The organism is Nostoc sp. (assembly GCF_054880495.1).
The window spans coordinates 59,836-78,452 of record NZ_JBTYKD010000328.1; the positions used below are offsets into that span (position 1 = coordinate 59,836).

Genomic DNA, 18,617 nt, shown 5'->3' on the forward strand with positions numbered 1-18,617 from the left:
GTATAACACTTAATCAAACAATGTTTTAATATTTATATACCAATATTTCTTTAGCTGGTTTTCTATCACCGGTGCAAGATATTCGTCTTGGTGCATCCAAAAATTTAATTTTGAATCCTAGTTTTTCATACAAATCAACTATCCTAGCTGTTGCTTGGTTAGAAGCTACTACAGTAGCAGGACATGATGCTAACCAAGTTGCTAATCTTACTTGGTCACTCCATTTAAAGTCTTCTTTACTATACTTAGTAAATTCAACATCATAGGGAGGATCTGCATAAATAAAATCTCGTTCTTGAATTATTACTTTAGTGAAATCACCGCAGGAAAATTCCCAATTATTAACAATATTAGCATACTGAGATAAGTCTCTTGCACCGTTAACTTTCTTATAATCACCAAAGGGTACGTTAAATTCACCCTTACTATTAAAACGGCAAAGTCCATTATAGCCTTGCTTATTTAAAAAATAAAATAACTCTGCTGCTTTTTGGCTATTCGATTCGCCAGACTTAATGAGATTATTAAACTCCTCACGACATGTATAGTAATATTCCGAGTCATTCTTCAATTCTAGTTCAATCAATAAGCCTTTTTGTAACCATCTATAAAAGTTAATTAAGTGTGGATTAATATCATTAATTGAAGCTTTTACTGGTAAGATACCTAGCGATATGGCCATGCCACCAACGAAAGGTTCAACCAGTCGAGTATATTCTTGTTTATCCCAGATTTCTTGAACTATAGAAACTAACCATCTTTTTCCACCAGCCCATTTTAATGGAGGCGTAAAAGTCTGTTGAACTTGCATTAATTATCCTCAAAATTAACAATGACAATATTTCAATAATAAATCTAATTTTACATCCATTCGCTTCAAAAATGGACGCGGGCTAGTTTCCTTGGGGATTTGAATTACCATTTACTTCCGATTGAACTGAAAATAATCACAACTAAATAAAGCCAATATAACCGACGAGCCATATTTTATATTAACTGGCTAATTTTCCAGCCGCATAGATTACAATTGAGTAGATCAAGCATATCAAAACAAACGTAAGTATATAAGAAGGCAGTTGACATTCAGATGTTTGACGGATTTTGGGATAACGTCTTTCGCTACCCCCGGTACTTAATTACTATTCTCTTAGGAGTGTTTCTGAACGCCTTTGCGCCATTAGTGCCCCTGTTGAAGCGCCCTGTTACCTTCATCGCCATCTTGGGTTTATTTCTGAGCAGCCTAGTCTTCCTTACTCTCACCCTACGTGCAATGCTGGGCTTGAGTACAATCTAGACTAGCGCTATATCGGGGCTGTGCCCTAAAGACGGTTGATCTTAGCGTTGCTCCCGCTAAGTATTGTCTACCCAACTTGCATCTATTTTTGTCGTACAACCTCTGTAAGGAGGCGAAATTTTTATGTCTACAAATCGCCGGGTTTCCCGCGTTGCTGAACTGATTAAACGGGAAGTTGGCCAAATGCTGCTCAACGGCATTAAAGATGACCGTGTGGGTACAGGAATGGTAAGTGTTACTAATGTTGATGTTTCTGGCGATCTCCAACACGCCAAAATCTACGTCAGTATCTATGGTACAGATGAAGCTAAGGCAGAAACAATGGCAGGCTTAAAATCGGCCACGGGTTATGTCCGCAGCGAACTTGGGGCGCGGGTACGGCTACGTCGTACACCAGAGGTCATATTTGTCGAAGATCACTCCATAGAACGCGGTAATAAGGTACTAGCACTACTAGTCCAACTTAAGGATGAGCGTCCGCCAGAAAATCTGGTATCAGTAGAAGACAGCCCAGTTCATGATGATCAATCATCTGGTGAATAAGTAACTTAAATAACAATGTAACTTGAGAACAATTAATCTCAGCAAATCCGCCAAACAGTTTACAGACGTGACTAGCCCGCGTCTGTTTTAATGTAACCATAACCTGCTTCCGGGATCGGTAGTTGCGTATAGCAATCCTAAATGCGTTACGAACAAAAAGATCCCCGACTTCTTGAAGAAGTCGGGGATCTGAGCCTCTCGGTGGAGAGCAAATCAAATAGGATTGCTATATATACCCTTTCTGTTTATATGTATCCTAATTACGAATTAGTATGACTCCACACTTCTACAAATGTTTTTCAAAAGAAAACTGTGTAATATCAGTGCTGAAATTAACCAACTACGCTTTTGCTTAAGAAATTGTTAAAAAATCCTAGGGTAAAAGCTTTCGTAGTGTACTTTAGCGGCTATGTTTTGCACCCTAGTATCTAACAAATATTCTTGTGTTATTTACGCTTAGATAAATACCAGCAGTTCTAGATCCGGTTTTAAGGTGATTATTTGATATCTAAGCGATGCCCTTCTCTACGAGACCCTTCTCTACGAGACGCTGCGCGTAGCTTGCAACTCCTGCGGAGTACGGCAAGCTCAGGGCATCGCGCTGCGCGTAGCTTGCTTCCACGAAGTGGTACGGCGCAGGCTCAGGGTAAGTCACTGAGCTTTGTCGAAGTGCGGACTGTGACGCTCTATGACTCGCTCTTTGTGGCGCTATCGGTGACGCGCCCTCAACTCTTCCCAACTGCCAAATCTTGCCTTAAGACTTATTGGATAAAAGTCATACAGCTAAAGAAGCAGGTTAAGTTAACTACTCGGATTTTTTTTGTAAAGTGGATTTTCCCAGAATGTCAGGATTTGTTGACTTTCTTAACATTTCTTGAGATAATTTCAGGATATGTAGCGTCAAAATAAAAAGAGTTCCGTATAGCAAACTACAAAATTCTGGACACAAGTCTAAATTCTGTGAGGTTTGTTCCTAATTATTAACGGGAATACTATCGTAAGTGTTAATTAGTGAGTAAAAACGATGAGTGTGAATACGGTGTCTTCTATCAATTACTATTCTCTAGATGTGATTCAAGACGAAGCACGCCGACTAGTGCAAAAGGGAATGATTAGCAGACAACAGCCAATATATACCCTCTGCCAATACATTCCAGCGAGAGAGTGGGTTTGCGTTGAATGTGAATTAGAGAAATGTGACTTTTTGTTGCGCGATCGCATTGGCGACCTAATTGGTCGTGAACAATGGGACAACGACTAATCAATCTTTGATTTCGGATTTGAGATTGGGAGTTGATTTTCGATGTGTCGATATCACAATCAAAGATTCAACGCCCAAGTTAGGGGATAATCTCTGGTTTTTGATGAGCATTGTCCGATATAGAATCTTGCGTTTTTCGTTAACACAGAAGCATTGGAGTCTTAATTGATACAACTTTCCAAGTCGAAGAAGGCATCAGAACGATTTTTCTGTATATCTGGTGCCACAGCTTGAGTAAAGTATGTAGATTGTCAAACCGGGGTAGTCCCTAATGTTGAACTGCTCCGGTAATTTTTATATAAATATTACTCAACTTGCTCTAAATACTGATTAATGTCTTCAATGATGCGGGTAAGTTCAGCTTCAGTAGTCAAGCGGATGTTGACGTTGCGGACAGTCAGCAAAACTTTGGCTGCGAAGGGCGTTGGCCAGATATTAGGATTACAGAAAATTTCTAAAAATACTTCACCTGTATAACAATATTCTAGGGGAGGCTGGGGAGTGATTTTACCGCCGCTAGGAGTGGGTTTAGCGGCGACAGCTTTCAGGCGCTCCATCAGTTTATCCGTTGCTGTCTTTAATTCTCGTGCTGCTTGGGGTGAAAAACTAAAGGAGACAGAACCTTCAATTAGGTTTAGTGTCAGAGGAGTTGAGGACATGAGCTATTTCTTAAAACTTCTTGATAATTACTTATGTTACTTGAATAGGTAGTCTAAGCTGACGATCGCATTCAGCAGTCATAACACGTAGTTTACTACCGCAGGTATCGCTCTTTTCCCTTTCCAACCGCGATCGCACTCTCGACAAAGCAGTGCCTGCGGCGGTAAACTAGGCACTTCACACTCAAACTATGAGTGATCGCTGGCTATATTTTGCTGCGAACCAAGTTCAACAGCTTACCCTGAACAGATTCCAAAACAAAATCTCGGATGTAATTACTGGCATTGAGAATTTCCACAGCAATCAACTCTTTGGCTGCATTCAGTTCAGCAGTGACATTTAGACTAGTTCCCGGTGCGAAACTCAGAAGGCTCATTCTATAAAGCCTAAAAACCAAGGTTTTAGTTCCTGGAAACATCTTAAATCCGTATCCTTATTTTTTGGAAATTTAGTTTCGCACCAAGAACTAGACTAATTTCAATACTTGCTGATTCTGGCTCTTTGGAGATTAGCAGATGAAGAATATCCTCTTCTTTGAAGTAGTTTATTTGGGGCAATTGTTGCTTGATGTCAGACATTTTAATTACGAATTACGAATTACGAACTTGTACTGAGCGCAGTCCTTGGCGCAGCCTCTCGTAGAGAAGTATTACGAATTATTTAACGACTTTGGTCTAAATTTACGGTGAACGGTACTTTGCACTTTCTTATGGGCCTGAAAATACAGCTTGTTCTATATCATCCCGACTAAGGGAATATTTGAATGAGCGTTGGATATCTTGTCCATTTTGCCCGGCTTGGACATATCGCACTACGACTTGCTCAACATCAAGCCATAATTCAGCTTGCCAACTAGGCCGCTGTACACGCCAGCAATGTCTCTCTATATCGTCTTGTTGACAGCCTTGATCTTTTAGCCACTGCTCAATTTGTGGCAGGGAATGATTATATAGGGGGGTATCAGAGGGAAGAAGAGGCATAGGAATTTTAGATTTTGGATTTCGGCTTCTCTACGAGACGCTCCGCGAACGCTCAATCGAACGATTTTGGATTAAGAAATTTTTTTATTTTTAATTACCAGATGGGTAATTGGTTGCGACACATGGATAATCTGCTGTTGTACAGGTGCAGTTGGTTGCAGTAAATGGGTTTGGAAAGCAGTTTCACCACGAGTTAAGCCGATGGCAACTGCTAGTAGTAGACAACCTACAAATGTTAACACCAACATAAATAAAGCAAAGATTTCGCCAGATGAGAGGGGGCGATCGCTCGCATCGAGGTAAGCTGATTTTGACCAGTCATGAGAATGGGAAACGGGATGATTCAAATCACGGGGTGGTTGAATCCTTCCAAAGCGGGAATAGCCAATTTTTAAATCGTAGCTTAACCGACGTTCTGGATGGCTAAGGGTGGCGTAAGCTTCGTTGATTTGCTGAAATTTGGGAGTGGCGATCGCAGTCGGCAAGTCTGTAGTATCAGGATGATAGCATTTGCTCAGTTGCCGATAAGCGCGACGAATGTCGATTACCGATGCCCAGGGATGCAGTCCTAGCAAGGAGTAATAAGTTGGTTTACTGCTTTGTGGCATTGCCCCGTTATGATTCACGGCTGTTTGAGTCACTTTGCTCAAATATATTTTTTATATTTTAAATCCTTTCTGAATTAGAGAAGACACAGCAGGTCTAGCATCTGATAAAATATTTTATAAAGTATTTAATTAGATGCGATGCACATCAAAATTAATCTCGAAAATAACCGCTAGCACAAATGGATAACCAACCCCAAAACGATTGGCTAGGAAAAAATAATGGATAGTGGGTAGCGAGAAAACCGCGTTTAATAAAAGCTAGGATAGCCAACGCGCATCCAGACCAGTAAACAAGACTTATTTATTGATTGGAAAAGTACCGTAGGGCATACGGAAACTAGAAAAAAGATTTTCTAACGCTTAGGGAGATGAAGCCTACTGAGATTGTTTAAATTGGACTCGACACTTTGTTCTATTGAACGGGTGTGAGGTTTAAATACTGCCGCAAGGATAGACAATTTTAAGGCACGTCGATGAACTAAGAATCCCCGTCGCTCTACTCGCGGGGAGTGTCAAGCAGTCACATTGACATTGGTATTAAGCAACTTAAGAGCCGTCAATAGCTTTATGATGATTGATATCTTACCGTAAATTTCCAGTTGGTGAGGTAGACAAGCTAAATCTCAAAGCCAGATATAAAGCGTGTTTTACTTCTGAATTCCCAATTCTGCTGTATCCCTAACCCAGTAAATCAGCACGGGGTTTAAAGGTTTCAATTTGCCGTAACTTTTCGTAAAGTTCCCGTTCTTCTTGACTAATATTTTTCGGTGTAACTATTTGAATTTCCACTAATTGATCGCCACGTTTCCCATCATCACTAGGATAGCCTTTATTCCCTAGTCGGAATTTTTGACCAGACCTAACTCCGGGAGGAGTAGTCATTTTTACAGGACCATCAAGAGTGGGTGCTTCTACCTGTCCTCCTAAAACTGCCTCACTAGGAGTAACTGGGACTTGGCAGAGTATATTTAAACCTTCTAGCTTAAATAATGGATGAGGTTCAACGGTAATTTTTAAGTAGAGATCGCCACCACCAACGCCTTGGTTTCGCAAACGGATGGTTTGACCTGTTACCATACCTGGAGGCATACTAACTTCTAGCGATCGCCCATCTTCCAAACGAATGCGTTCATTACCACCTTGATAAGCTTTTTCTAGTGGGAGCGTTAATCTAGCTTCTATATCCCGACGGGTTGTGCGAGGTGGAGTGTTAACGGTATAGGCAACTTTTGTTCTGGGGGAACGAAACGGATCGCTAGTATTGCCATTACTGGAGTTATTTGCCCCATTTTTATTTTTGACGCCAATAACTTGATTAATAAAGCTTTCAAAGTCGGAGAATTGACTTGGATCTACCTCCTGATTAACGTTGCGATCGCTAGCATTACTCTGCCAAGTTTTAGCCTTTGGCGTCTGTTTATTGCCAGCAAAGCCTTTTTGCTTCCAGTAGCGGCTAAACTGGTCGTATTGCGATCGCTTGGCCATGTCTGAAAGGACTTCATAAGCCTCACCAATATCTTTAAATTTTTCCTCCGATTCTTTGTTACCCGGATTGAGATCGGGGTGATATTGCCTTGCTAACCGCCGATAAACCTTTTTAATTTCCTCACTAGAGGCGTCTTTAGATACTCCCAAAATCTCGTAGTAATCGCGGAAATTCGGCAAATTTTGCATAGTCAGTTATTTAAATTTTAGATTTTAGACTTCGGACTGACACTTCGACAAGCTCAGTCGAAGATTTTGGATTTGGGATTAATTAGAAGAGAGGAGTTAAAAGTTAGGAGTTGAAAGATTTAATTTTTAACTCCTCACTTCTCACTCCTAACTCCTGACTTCTCTGTTCTAACTTCTAAGTCTTATTAAAAGTACTACAACCAATCATTGTCTTCTTCATCATCCCAGTTATCTTGGTAGCTGGGGCGTGATTTGCGTGGAGGACGGCTGTCATAGGAAGAAGAACGATCCTCCCGACTATAGTCTCTGCCATAGTCTTTACCGTAATCTTTGCCATAATCCTTACTGTATGAGTCGCGTTCTCGATATGTATCTCTGGGAGATTCGCGTTCTTTATCCTTATCACCGCCAGTAAAGATGTCACGGATAGTACCAAATAAGTCGTCGTCTTCATCTTCAGCATAAGTCTCGCGGACTTCCCGATTTAGCTCATAGAGAGCATCTTGCAAATCGGCGTAGGCTTGATCAATACCGCGATCGCTATTTTCTTTAAGACTCTCTTTTAGTTGTCGGCAAATATTATCAATTCTTTGGCGGCGGCTGCGGGCAAACTGCATACCAAATTCCAGGGCTACTTCTCTGAGTTGTCGCTCTGCTTGGAAAATCAACGCCTCAGAACGAGTCCGTTTTTCTACCCTTTCTTTACGTTCCCGATCAACATCGGCGTATTTCTGAGCGTCCTGAATCATCCGATTTACTTCCGACTCGTTCAAGGTGGAAGCGCCCTGAATGGTGATACTCTGCTCTCGCCCAGTAGTTCTATCTAGGGCTGTTACCTGTAAAATACCGTTAGCGTCGATATCCAATGACACCTGAACTTGAGGGATTCCTCGTGGCGCTGGCGGGATGCCATAGAGCTTGAACCGTCCTAGAGACTTGTTATTTGCTGCCATTTCCCGTTCACCCTGGACTACGTGAATTTCCACAGTATTTTGGTTATTTTCGGACGTGGAAAAAATGTCAGAACGGCGTACTGGGATGGTGGTATTGCGGGGAATGAGTTTTTTCATCACGCCGCCAATGGTTTCCAATCCCAAAGAGAGGGGTGTGACATCCAAAAGCAGCACATCTTTGAGCTCGCCAGCGAGAATGCCTGCTTGAATTGCTGCACCCACTCCCACGACTTCATCGGGGTTGACGTTCTCGTTGGGTTCGGTACCAATCAAGTCCCGCACAAGTTGTTTTACCATTGGCATCCGTGTAGAACCGCCAACTAATACAACTTCTTCAATGTCTCTAGGTAAGAGTCCGGCATCTTTGAGCGCTCGTTTGACTGGTATCCGCAAGCGCCCCACCAAATCACCACACAAGCCCTCAAACTGGGAACGAGTTAGACTAGTTTCCAGATGTTTGGGGCCATCTTCCGTGGCGGTGATGAAGGGTAAGTTAATATCGGTGACGCTGACAGCCGAAAGTTCAATTTTGGCTTTTTCCGCCGCTTCCATTAGACGTTGTAAAGCTTGGCGATCGCGTCTTAAGTCTACCTCTTCTGTTTCCAAAAATTGATCTGCTAACCAATCTACGATTTTTTTGTCAAAGTCATTACCACCAAGTTGCGTATCTCCACTGGTAGCCTTAACTTCAAATATCCCATCACCAACGTCTAAAATCGACACGTCAAAAGTGCCACCACCCAAGTCAAATACTAAGATAGTTTCCGTCTCACCCCGATCTAATCCATAAGCCAAAGATGCAGCAGTCGGTTCATTGAGAATCCGCAACACCTCTAAACCGGCAATTCTCCCAGCATCGCGGGTTGCTTGGCGCTGAGAATCGTTAAAATAAGCGGGTACTGTAATCACTGCCCCTGTGACTGGTTCACCCAAATAGCGGCTAGCATCGTCTGCCAATTTCTTCAGCACCATTGCCGAAATTTCTTCTGGGGCAAAATCTTTATTTAGACGGGGACAGGCAATCTTAATATTACCTACTTCGTCTTTGCGGATAGTGTAGGGTATACGCTTGGAATCTGGGTTAAGTTCGCCATACTTCCGCCCAATGAAGCGTTTCACTGCAAAAAAAGTATTTTGGGGATTGAGGACGGTTTGGCGCCGTGCCATTTGCCCAACCACCCTTTCACCTTCTTTGCTAAAGCCAACTACGGAGGGGGTTGTTCGCATACCTTCTGCATTGGCAATCACCACCGGCTTGCCACCCTCCATAACGGCGACTACTGAGTTGGTTGTACCCAAGTCGATGCCGACTACCTTGCCCATGCGTTACTCTTCTCCTAAAGTGTCTTATATATTTATTATGATTGGGCGGAACTACCTCTAGCTTTGTGCCACAGGATAAAAACACCCCAATTGTATAATAGTCATCATTAAGGCAGTAAGCTCAGAAGTGTAGTTAGAGGAGATAGTTGCAAGACTAGGATAGCATTGAGATGGTTGGTGTGCCTAAGCTGCCTCAATTCTAGTTATCCTGCTACTTCTGTTTACGGTATCGACAAGTTGGTAAATGCACCTTAATAATACTTGCTCTGCTTCTTTGATTGCCTGAAAACCTTAATACTGTCACTATTTTAAAAATTTGAATTTAACAGAGCGATTACAAACTTCCCTGAGTGTGATCGCGCGAGAACGCGATCCTTACATGGCAACGGCTGGACATTTTTTTGTCCAAGAATACATCCGCCAGCAATTTTCCCAATGGGGGAGTGTGGAAATCCACACCTTTGAAGTCAGAGGTAAAGCTTGTAAGAACTTGATATTAAATTTACCCTCCCAAGCTAGAGGGGAAAAACAGGATTTGCCACCTATTTTAATTGGCGCTCATTATGATACCGTTCCGGGAACACCAGGAGCAGATGATAATGCTACAGGTGTGGCGGTGTTGCTGGAATTAGCCAGAAAGTTTACTGCCGAACCTCTAAGATATCCCTTAAGGTTGGTTGCTTTCGATATGGAAGAATACGGCTTACTGGGTAGTGCTGACTATGCAGCTTTGTTACATCAACAAAAGCAACAGCTGCGCTTGATGATTTCCCTAGAAATGCTGGGCTATAAGGATTCTACAGCCGATTCTCAAAGTTACCCCTCTCCTCTGGAACGCTTCTACCCAGACAGAGGTGATTTTATTGCTTTAATTGGGAATCTGCGGACATTGCCTGACTTAATTGGCATGAGTCGGAGTATTCGGAAAGCTGGCGTATCTAGTCAATGGCTACCTGTACCAAATCGAGGCTTAATAGTTCCCCAAACTAGACGTAGTGATCATGCACCTTTTTGGGATTTGGGTTATCCGGCAATGATGGTTACAGATACGGCATTCATGCGAAATCCACATTATCACAAATCTAGTGACACTGTTGCTACTTTGGATTTAGATTTTCTGAGCGGTGTATGTGAAGGGTTAGAAATTGCGATTCGGGGGTTGTGAAAAGTTAAGATAAATTAATAAGTTTATTTTTAGCCTTTTGCACCTCGTAGTAGGCGACTGAATTATCTAGCTCTGCTCTAGCTTCACTGTGAATGATCATCTGCTTCAGGAGTACTTTTCTGCTAGTTCAGTGAATACCTTGTCTGACAGTTCACCATAAACTGTTCCACTATTAATCTCTTCCATCCTTTTCGTTAACTCAACATTCCAAGCAAATTCTGCGTTATCGTTAACATCTTGATCTAAAGAGTGGATCAAAAAATAAGCAAGCTCTGCACGCTCTTGAATAGATAGCTGAGATAGTTCAAGCCTAAGTTTCTCTACTGTCTCGGTCATAGTCTGCGATCCTCTTGCGATTAATCAGCATAGAGTTAGTGTTGAATGTGGCAGTTTAAAATCAAGGGTTTGCCATGACATCGAAGCGCCACATAATCTTCAATATAAAGGTTTATAGTTCAATACGGTTCAGTTAGCGCCTGCCTTCCCAATGACGCTAGGTGCTTCTCCCAAGGGGAGACGCTATGCCTAGCTTGCTTCTCCGTAGGAGTACAAGTCGGCGTAGCCGCCCAAAGCCCAATACTTCTCTACGAGAGGCTGCGCCAACGACTTCGCTCACTACAAGTGCCCAATTCAATTGTTACCGAATACCACTTTATGACTCTGAAAATTGTAGTAATTTACACGAAATAATCAGGCTAATGAATGCCAAGATCAAAAAAAGGATGCCCCAAGGATATTCAAAGTACTATGCCAGAATTACACCAATCAATTGCCCAGCATTATCACGAACGGACTAAATACAACCCTGATACTCTTGCCTCCAAAAATCAAGGGTTAGATTGGGCTAAACAGCCAGTTCCCTTTAAAGAGTACAAAATTGGCTCTACTTTTGATCTCAAACCCTATATCCAAGAAAAACCAGAGGCTTATGCTAATAACCCAGATGCTCAATGGTGGCAAAGACTTTCACGGCTGCTGTTTCGCAGCTATGGATTGACAGCGAAAATACCTTCTATGGGTAGTGCGGGGTATTTACGTGCTGCTCCCAGTGCAGGCGGATTATACCCTGCCGAAGTCTATGTGGTTTCCCGTGGTACGTCGTTATTGCCACCTGGTCTGTATAACTACCAGTGTCGGGATCATTCCCTGATGCATTATTGGGAAAGTGATGTTTGGCAAACTCTCCAAGCTGCTTGTTTCTGGCATCCTTCCCTAGATAATACCCAATTAGCAATTATTGTGACTGCGGTATTTTATCGTTCTGCGTGGCGCTATGAAGATCGGGCTTATCGCCGGATTTTTCTAGATACAGGACACCTGTTAGGTAATATCGAATTGGCTGGTGCGATTACTGACTATCGCCCCCATTTAATCGGCGGTTTTGTGGATGAATCGGTAAACAATCTGCTTTATATCGATCCGCAACAAGAAGGTGCGATCGCTGTCTTACCTCTGGCAGACTTGTTAGATATCAATCAAAATTTGCCATTGGGATGTACTGCTTTACCTTCGGCCACCGAAACCAGTTATCCTCAAATCCCCGATGGTGAATTACTGGCATATTTCCATCGACACACCCAGATCCAATTAGGTATAACTGGCAATCTCAATCTCCCAACTATCAAACAAGAAAAATCTTTGGAGGATAAATACAACTTTCCTTTCTGTTTGAAAATTCCCACCACCACTGCGCCTATAGACTGGGGGCAAAATCTGTCAAAACTGGAAATCACAATGTACAAGCGACGCTCTACCCGCGCTTACAATGGTGACGATTTAACTTTCGATGAATTGAAAAGTTTACTCGATTTCACTTACCAACCGCAAAATTACATCGACCAAAATTTAGATATTTCTCCAGACTACTTTGATTTGAATTTAATCGAAACATTCATTGCTGTTTGCGGAGTCCAAGGATTGGAGGCGGGTTGTTATTATTACGCACCCAAAGCCCAAGAATTACGCCAAATTCGGTTTAAAAACTTTCGTCGAGAGTTACATTTTCTCTGTTTAGGACAAGAATTAGGGCGGGATGCAGGAGCGGTGTTATTTCATACAGCCGATCTAAAAGCTGCGATCGCACAATATGGCGATCGCGTTTACCGTTACTTACATCTGGATGCTGGTCATTTGGGACAACGCCTAAATTTAGCTGCAATCCACCTGAATCTCGGCGTCAGTGGCATCGCTGGATTCTTTGATGACCAAGTAAATGAAGTTTTGAGTATTCCTGCTGATGAAGCTGTTCTATATATCACTACATTGGGACGCCCAAGATAAAACTAGGACTTACGCATTGACAGAAAATAGCAAATATGCATGATGGAAAAAACCGGATCTGTCGTAGGGGTTTAGCAATGTTAAACCCTTACATCCGATTTTTGTTAGCAACTTGGGTTTGGTAGTGACGCCATTTTTGCTGCTGACGCGCTCTTTTCTCCTCGGTGAGGCTATCAAAACAATAGGGACAGGAGATACCTAGCTCATACTTTGGAGAGAGTTTATCTTCTTCAGAAATCGGACGTCCACAACAGAAGCACCGCTCACAACTCCCTTCATCCAACCCATGACTGACAGTTACCCGCTCATCAAAGACAAAACATTCGCCTTCCCATAAACTTTCATGTGCTGGAACTTCCTGCAAATACTTGAGAATGCCACCTTTGAGATGATAGACTTCTGCAAAGCCTTGGGCAAGCATAAAGGATGAGGCTTTTTCACAGCGAATGCCGCCTGTACAAAACAGAGCAACCTTTTTGTGTTTAGTTGGGTCGAGGTGGTGTAGCACATAATTGGGAAACTCCCGGAATGAGCTAGTTTGGGGATTTTCCGCGCCTTGGAAAGTACCGATACTTACCTCATAATCATTGCGGGTGTCAATCACAGTTACTTCTGGATCACAAATCAAATCATTCCATTCCTGGGGATTGACATAAGTCCCAACTTGCTTATTTGGGTCAATTTCAGGTAACCCCAAAGTCACAATTTCCGGCTTCAATCGCACCTTCATCCGCTCAAAGGGCGGGGTTTCGGTATAGGATTCTTTGGATTCTAGGTCAGCTAAACGCGGATCAGAACGCAGAAACCAGAGAACAGAGTCAATCGCCTGACGCGAACCCGCAATTGTACCGTTAATGCCTTCATGTGCCAGCAAAATTGTCCCCTTGACACCTTGTGCTTGGCAGTAAGACAGCAGAGGATTTCGTTTCTCGGCAAAATCTGGCAGCTTCACAAATTTATACAGTGCTGCAACAACTTGGATATTTTCTAGCTTCATCCTTTTAGTAATGGAACAATATCAGTTACAATAACAACAGGAACCAAAGTTACCTACTATTTTAATTTTATGGGGGTTTGGCTCAGTTGGTAGAGCGCCTGCTTTGCAAGCAGGATGTCAGCGGTTCGAGTCCGCTAACCTCCATTGGATATGATTTATTTCAATGCGCGATGCCCTTCTCTACGAAACGCTGTGCGTAGCTTGCTTCCCGAAGGGTACGGACCAGGTTTTACCCTGAGCCCTTCGGCAAGCTCAGGGTAAAACCTGTCGAAGTTCTCAGGGTAAAACCTGCGGTGGTTACTGAGCTTTGCCGAAGTGCGGGCGACGCCTATGCACATCCAATGTCAATCAAAACCCCAGAATTGAGCAAAGTTGCAAGTTTCATCGGGTTATTCTTAACTAGAGCATCGATTCAGTAATCAAAAACCCTAACCTCACAGCCCCCAACCCTAGAAGGCTTGGGGTAGCCAAACTCCCCTCTGCTCGTAGGAGAGGGTAAGGGCTATTGTCAACCTAAGCTAAAACCCTTTTAAAACCTCGTTTCTAGCCTCTGGCTGGAAATGCTCCTCATTGCGGTGCCGCAAGTCTTGAGGCGGAGCCTCCAATAGGCATTCCCAGTCAGAGACTGGGAACGAGAAATTCATAATTGATAATTTAAATGAGTGTTAGCTTTGAACTCTCCACTCATCCAGAGCCAGTTAATCAGAGTTTCACTTATATATACTGAGGGGGTTGTTTGAAAAAGCGTCCATTGGGATTAGTGGCAATTGTTGTCTACAAAGCATTTAGTGCCATGCTGCTTATGGTTACTTCGATCGCTTTATTATTGACATTAAAAAATTATCAAAATCTAGAGGTGTTTTCAGAAAATTATGTTTTAGAAGGGAAATCGATAATTATTGATTGGGTTTTAAATAAAGTTCTCAACTTAAATCCGCGAACCTTGGCATTTAGCGGTATTGGAGCAGGAGTTTATGCTATTGTTACTACTATTGAAGCCGTTGGTTTATGGTACGAAAAGCGTTGGGCACACGTCTTGGTGTTGGTACTTGTTGGTATCAGTATTGCCCCAGAAATTTATGAATTGATTCGGGGGTTCTCGGTGATAAAAATATTTATTCTTGTGTTGAACTTAGCAGTGTTTGCCTATTTATTCCGAACTTTTCCTAAACATTCAAAATAATTTTTGATTCGATACTTAGGAATAAGAATGAAATAACATACAATTTATGTCTCTGGCTTACCTCACCCTCAATCCCTCTCCTTTATTAGGAGAGGGAAGCTAAAGACAGGATGAAGTTTTGCATTTTATTTAATCCACGTTTCTTAGGGACTATTGTTAAAGAGTTTATCAGCGTCCAGTAACCAAGATAGCCAAACGTAGGGATTGAAATGTTTGACGACAGGAGTCTGCGGGTTTAGGCAAAAGCAAGACCTGACGTTGTACAATCGCTAAAAATACAATTTGGAGAGCGACTTGCCTAGATCGATTCAGTCTACTCAACCACCACTGAAATTTATTACTCAACGGTTTAACCGGCTGGTACTCCAGATTGTTCGGTGGTTACTGCCGATCGCACTACGGTTTCACACTCGACCTTGGTTAACAGCTGGTATTATTCGGATTGAAGCCAAAAATGTTGAGGTATTAGCTGAACTTTATCAACAATTTCAGGCTGGAAAAATTCGCTTTTTGTTGGCATTTCGCCACCCAGAGGTAGAAGATCCTCTCTGTATGCTGTATTTGCTTTCCCGCATTGTGCCAAAGGTTGCGCGTCAGGAAGGTATTACACTACAATCTCTTGTTCACAGCTATTTTCTTTATGATCGGGGTATGACGGTTTGGGCTGGAGATTGGCTAGCTTGGTTGTTCTCTAGAATCGGAGGTGTGCCAGTTCATCGCGGTAGGCGACTAGATCGCCAAGCTATTCAAACTGCACGGGAGTTGTTTGCTAATGGCGAACTCCCGATCGCAGTGGCACCCGAAGGCGGAACAAATGGTCATAGTGGTATTGTTAGCCCACTGGAACCCGGTGTTGCTCAAATGGGCTTCTGGTGTGTAGAAGACTTGCAAAAAGCTAACCGTTCTGAGACTGTAATCATTGTGCCGATCGCGATCCAGTATCGCTACGTTGAGCCACCTTGGTCTAAACTGGATTTGCTGTTGAGTAAGTTGGAAGCTGATAGCGGCTTGGCAGTTAAGGAGATTTATTCGGGCGAGGGCGAAGAGTTTTACTATCAACGCCTTTGCAGATTGGCTGAATATCTAATTACGGAGATGGAAGAGTTTTATCGTCGCTTTTATCATCAAGATATCCCAAAAAGCATCTCAACTGATGAATCTGCTAGTCCGAATCAGGTGTTAATTGTCCGACTCCATCGCCTACTGGATAAGGCTTTACAAGTTGCGGAGCAATATTTTGGAGTTCAAGCGCAGGGTAATTTTATTGACCGTTGTCGCCGTTTGGAAGAGGCTGGGTGGAATTACATTTATCGGGAAGATTTGCCAGATATCAATACTTTACCACCCTTTAAACGCGGTTTGGCAGACTGGATTGCCGAGGAAGCAGACTTGCGAATGCGGCATATGCGGATAGTGGAAAGTTTTGTTGCCGTCACAGCTACTTATATTCAGGAAGAACCGACGGCGGAACGGTTTGCAGAAACAGCTTTGCTTGTATTCGATATGCTTTCCCGAATTCAAAATACCACACTTCCAGGACGACCTCAGTTAGGTTTGCGACAAACACAAATCACCGTGGGAGAGCCAATTTCAGTTACCGAACGCTGGGGAAATTGTCAGGGCGATCGCTTGGCGGCTAGACAAGCTGTGAGCGATTTGACAAAAGATTTGCAAATCGCTTTAGAGAAGATGATTAGATAACAAAAATTCTAAGACTTCTTCGCTGGAATTTTGTCAAATATTGCACCTTCATTAAAGATGACCAGCGTCTCTAAGAGGTAAACTGCGAACCTAAAATCATTGTCCCAATCCCAACATCAGTAAAGATTTCTAGTAATAGGGCGTGAGGAATGCGACCATCAATGATGTGTGCTGCACGGACTCCTTGAGCAAGCGATCGCACACAACAACTTACTTTGGGAATCATTCCACCGCTAACTATACCATTGGCAATCAGCTCGCGGGCTTCGCGGATATCTACTTTTGGAATCAAAGTAGACTGGTCTTTGTAATCTCTTAAAATTCCACTGGTGTCGGTCAGTAAAATTAACTTTTCTGCTCCTAGTGCAGCAGCGATTTCTCCAGCTACAGTATCGGCGTTAATATTATAAGCTTGTCCCGTTTCGTCTGCGGCGACACTGGACACTACTGGGATATAACCATTAGTAGATAGTGTCTCCAAAATCTTGATATTAACACCGCTAACTTCTCCCACAAAGCCGATGCCTTCTTGACCTTGGGGACGGGCTGTAAATAAATTACCGTCTTTACCGCAAAGTCCTACAGCCAAGCCTCCAGCTTGGTTAATCAGCGAGACAATTTCTTTATTGACTCGACCAACTAAAACCATTTCCACCACATCCATTGTGGCGGCATCGGTGACTCGTAGACCATCCTTAAATTGCGGTTCAATTCCCAGTTTATCTAACCAACTGTTAATTTCTGGTCCACCGCCATGTACTAGAATCGGACGCAAGCCGACACAGGATAAAAATACAATGTCGCGGATGACTTTATCTTTAAGGGTACTTTCTTTCATCGCCGCACCACCATATTTCACAACAACAGTGCGACCGGCGAATTGTTGAATATAAGGTAGTGCTTCGCTTAGTACACGTACACGAGTGGCTTCAGTTTGCCTGATGTATTCAGAATCGTTGACCGTCATGAGGAGCCGCCGTTAAGAGTTAAAACCTATTTAAGTCAGTGTAGAAGACTTTGTAACCTGCAACAATATCTCATAGCTGCCAAGAGCAAAAATAAGCTTTTTATACAGGTATCACTCGCAAATTATTTTGTTTGGATGCCCAGACGCGCAGAGGTGAGTCAAGAGATGTCGCAGTTTCTCTCAAAAACTACACCACTATTTTCAATATATCACCGATAGAAAACTGGTTTCTCTCTTTTAGTAATCACTGAATAAACAGTGATATTTGGAGTTATTGTGTGGTGGATGGGAATGCAATTTCTCACGTAGTTCTGAATTGCAATATAGTTTTTAGTTCCTCTTGTTCTTGCTTGAATACGTGATAAAGTTCCCAAGTTTGTTGGAGGTTTAACCAAAACTCTCAGCTATTTCCAAAGAATTTTGATAACCGTACTGCGGTACTAAGTGTAATACCTCGCTTTTGATTTATCAGCTCATTTATTCGCTGATAAGGTACGTGAAGCGCATCTGCAAGTTCTCGTTGGGTTATTCCCATTGGCTCTAGAAAATCTTTCAGTAATATTTCACCTGGATGGGATGGTGGTCTATATTTTGGAACTCTCATCTGTTGTTATCTCCTAATGGTAATCAACTATTTCAACTTCTGATGCACCTTAAGGTGTCCATATAAAGCAAATTCGATATTGGTCGTAAATCCGAATGCTATGCTGACTTTTGCGATCGCCTTTTAATGTTTCTAACCTGTTACCCGGTGGAACTTTAATATCATCTAGAGATAAAAATCCTGTTGAAACTGGGTTTCTCTGCAAATCAACATTTTTACTTATTGAATATAAGTTTGATGTTAATGAGAAACTTGTGTTTTGAGAACGGTAGGAATTGCCTCAAGTACACGCTTGGCAACCTCTTCAGGTGTTTCTCCCTCTCGCTCGGTGATGTGCAAATCGGCTTGAGAGTAAAGTGGTGTTCGTTGTTCGAGGAGCGATCGCAATTTACCTTTAGGATCAGCATCTTGCAGCAGTGGTCTT

The 18,617-nt window shown here is 42.6% G+C and carries 21 protein-coding genes and 1 tRNA gene; 9 read left to right on the forward strand and 13 right to left on the reverse strand.

Annotated features, from left to right (window positions below):
- Window positions 1-25: 25 nt before the first annotated feature.
- The gene (locus tag ACYTXL_RS28780; protein WP_461927613.1) at window positions 26-811 is read right to left on the reverse strand and encodes a DNA adenine methylase; all 786 of its coding nucleotides are present in this window, start codon (window positions 809-811) and stop codon (window positions 26-28) included.
- 276 nt (window positions 812-1,087) lie between these two features.
- On the opposite strand from ACYTXL_RS28780, the gene ACYTXL_RS28785 reads away from it, so the two are divergent.
- From ACYTXL_RS28785 to ACYTXL_RS28800, 4 genes are all read left to right on the forward strand, one after another.
- A complete protein-coding gene (locus ACYTXL_RS28785) occupies window positions 1,088-1,294 on the forward strand; it encodes a DUF751 family protein (protein WP_292795601.1) in 207 nt (68 codons plus the stop codon).
- 123 nt (window positions 1,295-1,417) lie between these two features.
- Window positions 1,418-1,837: a 30S ribosome-binding factor RbfA gene (rbfA, locus tag ACYTXL_RS28790; RefSeq protein ID WP_461927614.1), complete on the forward strand. Its 420-nt coding sequence runs from the start codon at window positions 1,418-1,420 to the stop codon at window positions 1,835-1,837.
- Window positions 1,838-2,338: 501 nt separating this feature from the next.
- The gene (locus ACYTXL_RS28795; protein ID WP_461927615.1) at window positions 2,339-2,746 is read left to right on the forward strand and encodes a hypothetical protein; all 408 of its coding nucleotides are present in this window, start codon (window positions 2,339-2,341) and stop codon (window positions 2,744-2,746) included.
- Between the two features lie 115 nt (window positions 2,747-2,861).
- The gene (locus tag ACYTXL_RS28800) at window positions 2,862-3,098 is read left to right on the forward strand and encodes a DUF4327 family protein (protein WP_292795596.1); all 237 of its coding nucleotides are present in this window, start codon (window positions 2,862-2,864) and stop codon (window positions 3,096-3,098) included.
- Between the two features lie 305 nt (window positions 3,099-3,403).
- Here the strand turns inward: ACYTXL_RS28800 and ACYTXL_RS28805 are convergent, their stop codons facing one another.
- The 6 genes from ACYTXL_RS28805 to dnaK form a co-directional block, all read right to left on the reverse strand.
- The gene (locus ACYTXL_RS28805) at window positions 3,404-3,757 is read right to left on the reverse strand and encodes a hypothetical protein (protein ID WP_461927616.1); all 354 of its coding nucleotides are present in this window, start codon (window positions 3,755-3,757) and stop codon (window positions 3,404-3,406) included.
- Between the two features lie 206 nt (window positions 3,758-3,963).
- Window positions 3,964-4,134: a hypothetical protein gene (locus ACYTXL_RS28810; protein ID WP_461927617.1), complete on the reverse strand. Its 171-nt coding sequence runs from the start codon at window positions 4,132-4,134 to the stop codon at window positions 3,964-3,966.
- A gap of 331 nt (window positions 4,135-4,465) precedes the next feature.
- The gene (locus ACYTXL_RS28815; RefSeq protein ID WP_461927618.1) at window positions 4,466-4,738 is read right to left on the reverse strand and encodes a DUF3143 domain-containing protein; all 273 of its coding nucleotides are present in this window, start codon (window positions 4,736-4,738) and stop codon (window positions 4,466-4,468) included.
- A gap of 71 nt (window positions 4,739-4,809) precedes the next feature.
- Complete coding sequence (locus tag ACYTXL_RS28820; protein WP_461927635.1) at window positions 4,810-5,346, reverse strand: J domain-containing protein; 537 nt, start codon at window positions 5,344-5,346, stop codon at window positions 4,810-4,812.
- Between the two features lie 678 nt (window positions 5,347-6,024).
- Window positions 6,025-7,020 carry a DnaJ C-terminal domain-containing protein gene (locus tag ACYTXL_RS28825; protein WP_461927619.1) on the reverse strand — a complete coding sequence of 332 codons (996 nt, stop codon included), beginning with the start codon at window positions 7,018-7,020 and terminating at the stop codon, window positions 6,025-6,027.
- Window positions 7,021-7,214: 194 nt separating this feature from the next.
- On the reverse strand, window positions 7,215-9,296 hold the full coding sequence (gene dnaK, locus ACYTXL_RS28830) for a molecular chaperone DnaK (protein ID WP_461927620.1): 2,082 nt from the start codon (window positions 9,294-9,296) through the stop codon (window positions 7,215-7,217).
- Between the two features lie 316 nt (window positions 9,297-9,612).
- Between dnaK and ACYTXL_RS28835 the strand changes: the two genes are divergently transcribed.
- Window positions 9,613-10,461: a M28 family peptidase gene (locus tag ACYTXL_RS28835; protein WP_461927621.1), complete on the forward strand. Its 849-nt coding sequence runs from the start codon at window positions 9,613-9,615 to the stop codon at window positions 10,459-10,461.
- A 105-nt stretch (window positions 10,462-10,566) separates the two neighbouring features.
- On the opposite strand, the gene ACYTXL_RS28840 is transcribed toward ACYTXL_RS28835, so the two are convergent.
- Window positions 10,567-10,797: an addiction module protein gene (locus ACYTXL_RS28840; protein WP_461927622.1), complete on the reverse strand. Its 231-nt coding sequence runs from the start codon at window positions 10,795-10,797 to the stop codon at window positions 10,567-10,569.
- A gap of 411 nt (window positions 10,798-11,208) precedes the next feature.
- Here ACYTXL_RS28840 and ACYTXL_RS28845 point away from each other — a divergent pair, with 411 nt between their 5' ends.
- Window positions 11,209-12,741 (forward strand): SagB/ThcOx family dehydrogenase, encoded by a 1,533-nt coding sequence (locus ACYTXL_RS28845; protein WP_461927636.1) that lies wholly within the window; start codon window positions 11,209-11,211, stop codon window positions 12,739-12,741.
- Between the two features lie 88 nt (window positions 12,742-12,829).
- On the opposite strand, the gene trhO is transcribed toward ACYTXL_RS28845, so the two are convergent.
- On the reverse strand, window positions 12,830-13,738 hold the full coding sequence (trhO, locus tag ACYTXL_RS28850) for an oxygen-dependent tRNA uridine(34) hydroxylase TrhO (RefSeq protein WP_461927623.1): 909 nt from the start codon (window positions 13,736-13,738) through the stop codon (window positions 12,830-12,832).
- 71 nt (window positions 13,739-13,809) lie between these two features.
- Here trhO and ACYTXL_RS28855 point away from each other — a divergent pair.
- The 3 genes from ACYTXL_RS28855 (at window position 13,810) to ACYTXL_RS28865 (ending at window position 16,622) form a co-directional block, all read left to right on the forward strand.
- A tRNA-Ala gene (locus ACYTXL_RS28855) sits at window positions 13,810-13,882 on the forward strand.
- Window positions 13,883-14,474: 592 nt separating this feature from the next.
- The gene (locus tag ACYTXL_RS28860; RefSeq protein WP_461927624.1) at window positions 14,475-14,921 is read left to right on the forward strand and encodes a DUF2127 domain-containing protein; all 447 of its coding nucleotides are present in this window, start codon (window positions 14,475-14,477) and stop codon (window positions 14,919-14,921) included.
- A gap of 294 nt (window positions 14,922-15,215) precedes the next feature.
- Entirely contained in the window at window positions 15,216-16,622 is a 1,407-nt protein-coding gene (locus tag ACYTXL_RS28865) for a lysophospholipid acyltransferase family protein (protein ID WP_461927625.1), read from the forward strand.
- A gap of 70 nt (window positions 16,623-16,692) precedes the next feature.
- Here ACYTXL_RS28865 and argB read toward each other — a convergent pair whose 3' ends face one another.
- From argB to ACYTXL_RS28885, 4 genes are all read right to left on the reverse strand, one after another.
- The gene (gene argB / locus ACYTXL_RS28870) at window positions 16,693-17,589 is read right to left on the reverse strand and encodes an acetylglutamate kinase (RefSeq protein ID WP_461927626.1); all 897 of its coding nucleotides are present in this window, start codon (window positions 17,587-17,589) and stop codon (window positions 16,693-16,695) included.
- A 400-nt stretch (window positions 17,590-17,989) separates the two neighbouring features.
- On the reverse strand, window positions 17,990-18,193 hold the full coding sequence (locus tag ACYTXL_RS28875) for a HigA family addiction module antitoxin (protein ID WP_461927627.1): 204 nt from the start codon (window positions 18,191-18,193) through the stop codon (window positions 17,990-17,992).
- Window positions 18,194-18,242: 49 nt separating this feature from the next.
- Window positions 18,243-18,398 carry a type II toxin-antitoxin system RelE/ParE family toxin gene (locus tag ACYTXL_RS28880; RefSeq protein ID WP_461927628.1) on the reverse strand — a complete coding sequence of 52 codons (156 nt, stop codon included), beginning with the start codon at window positions 18,396-18,398 and terminating at the stop codon, window positions 18,243-18,245.
- A 35-nt stretch (window positions 18,399-18,433) separates the two neighbouring features.
- On the reverse strand, window positions 18,434-18,617 hold a 184-nt coding region (locus ACYTXL_RS28885; protein ID WP_461927629.1), incomplete at its 5' end, for a shikimate kinase.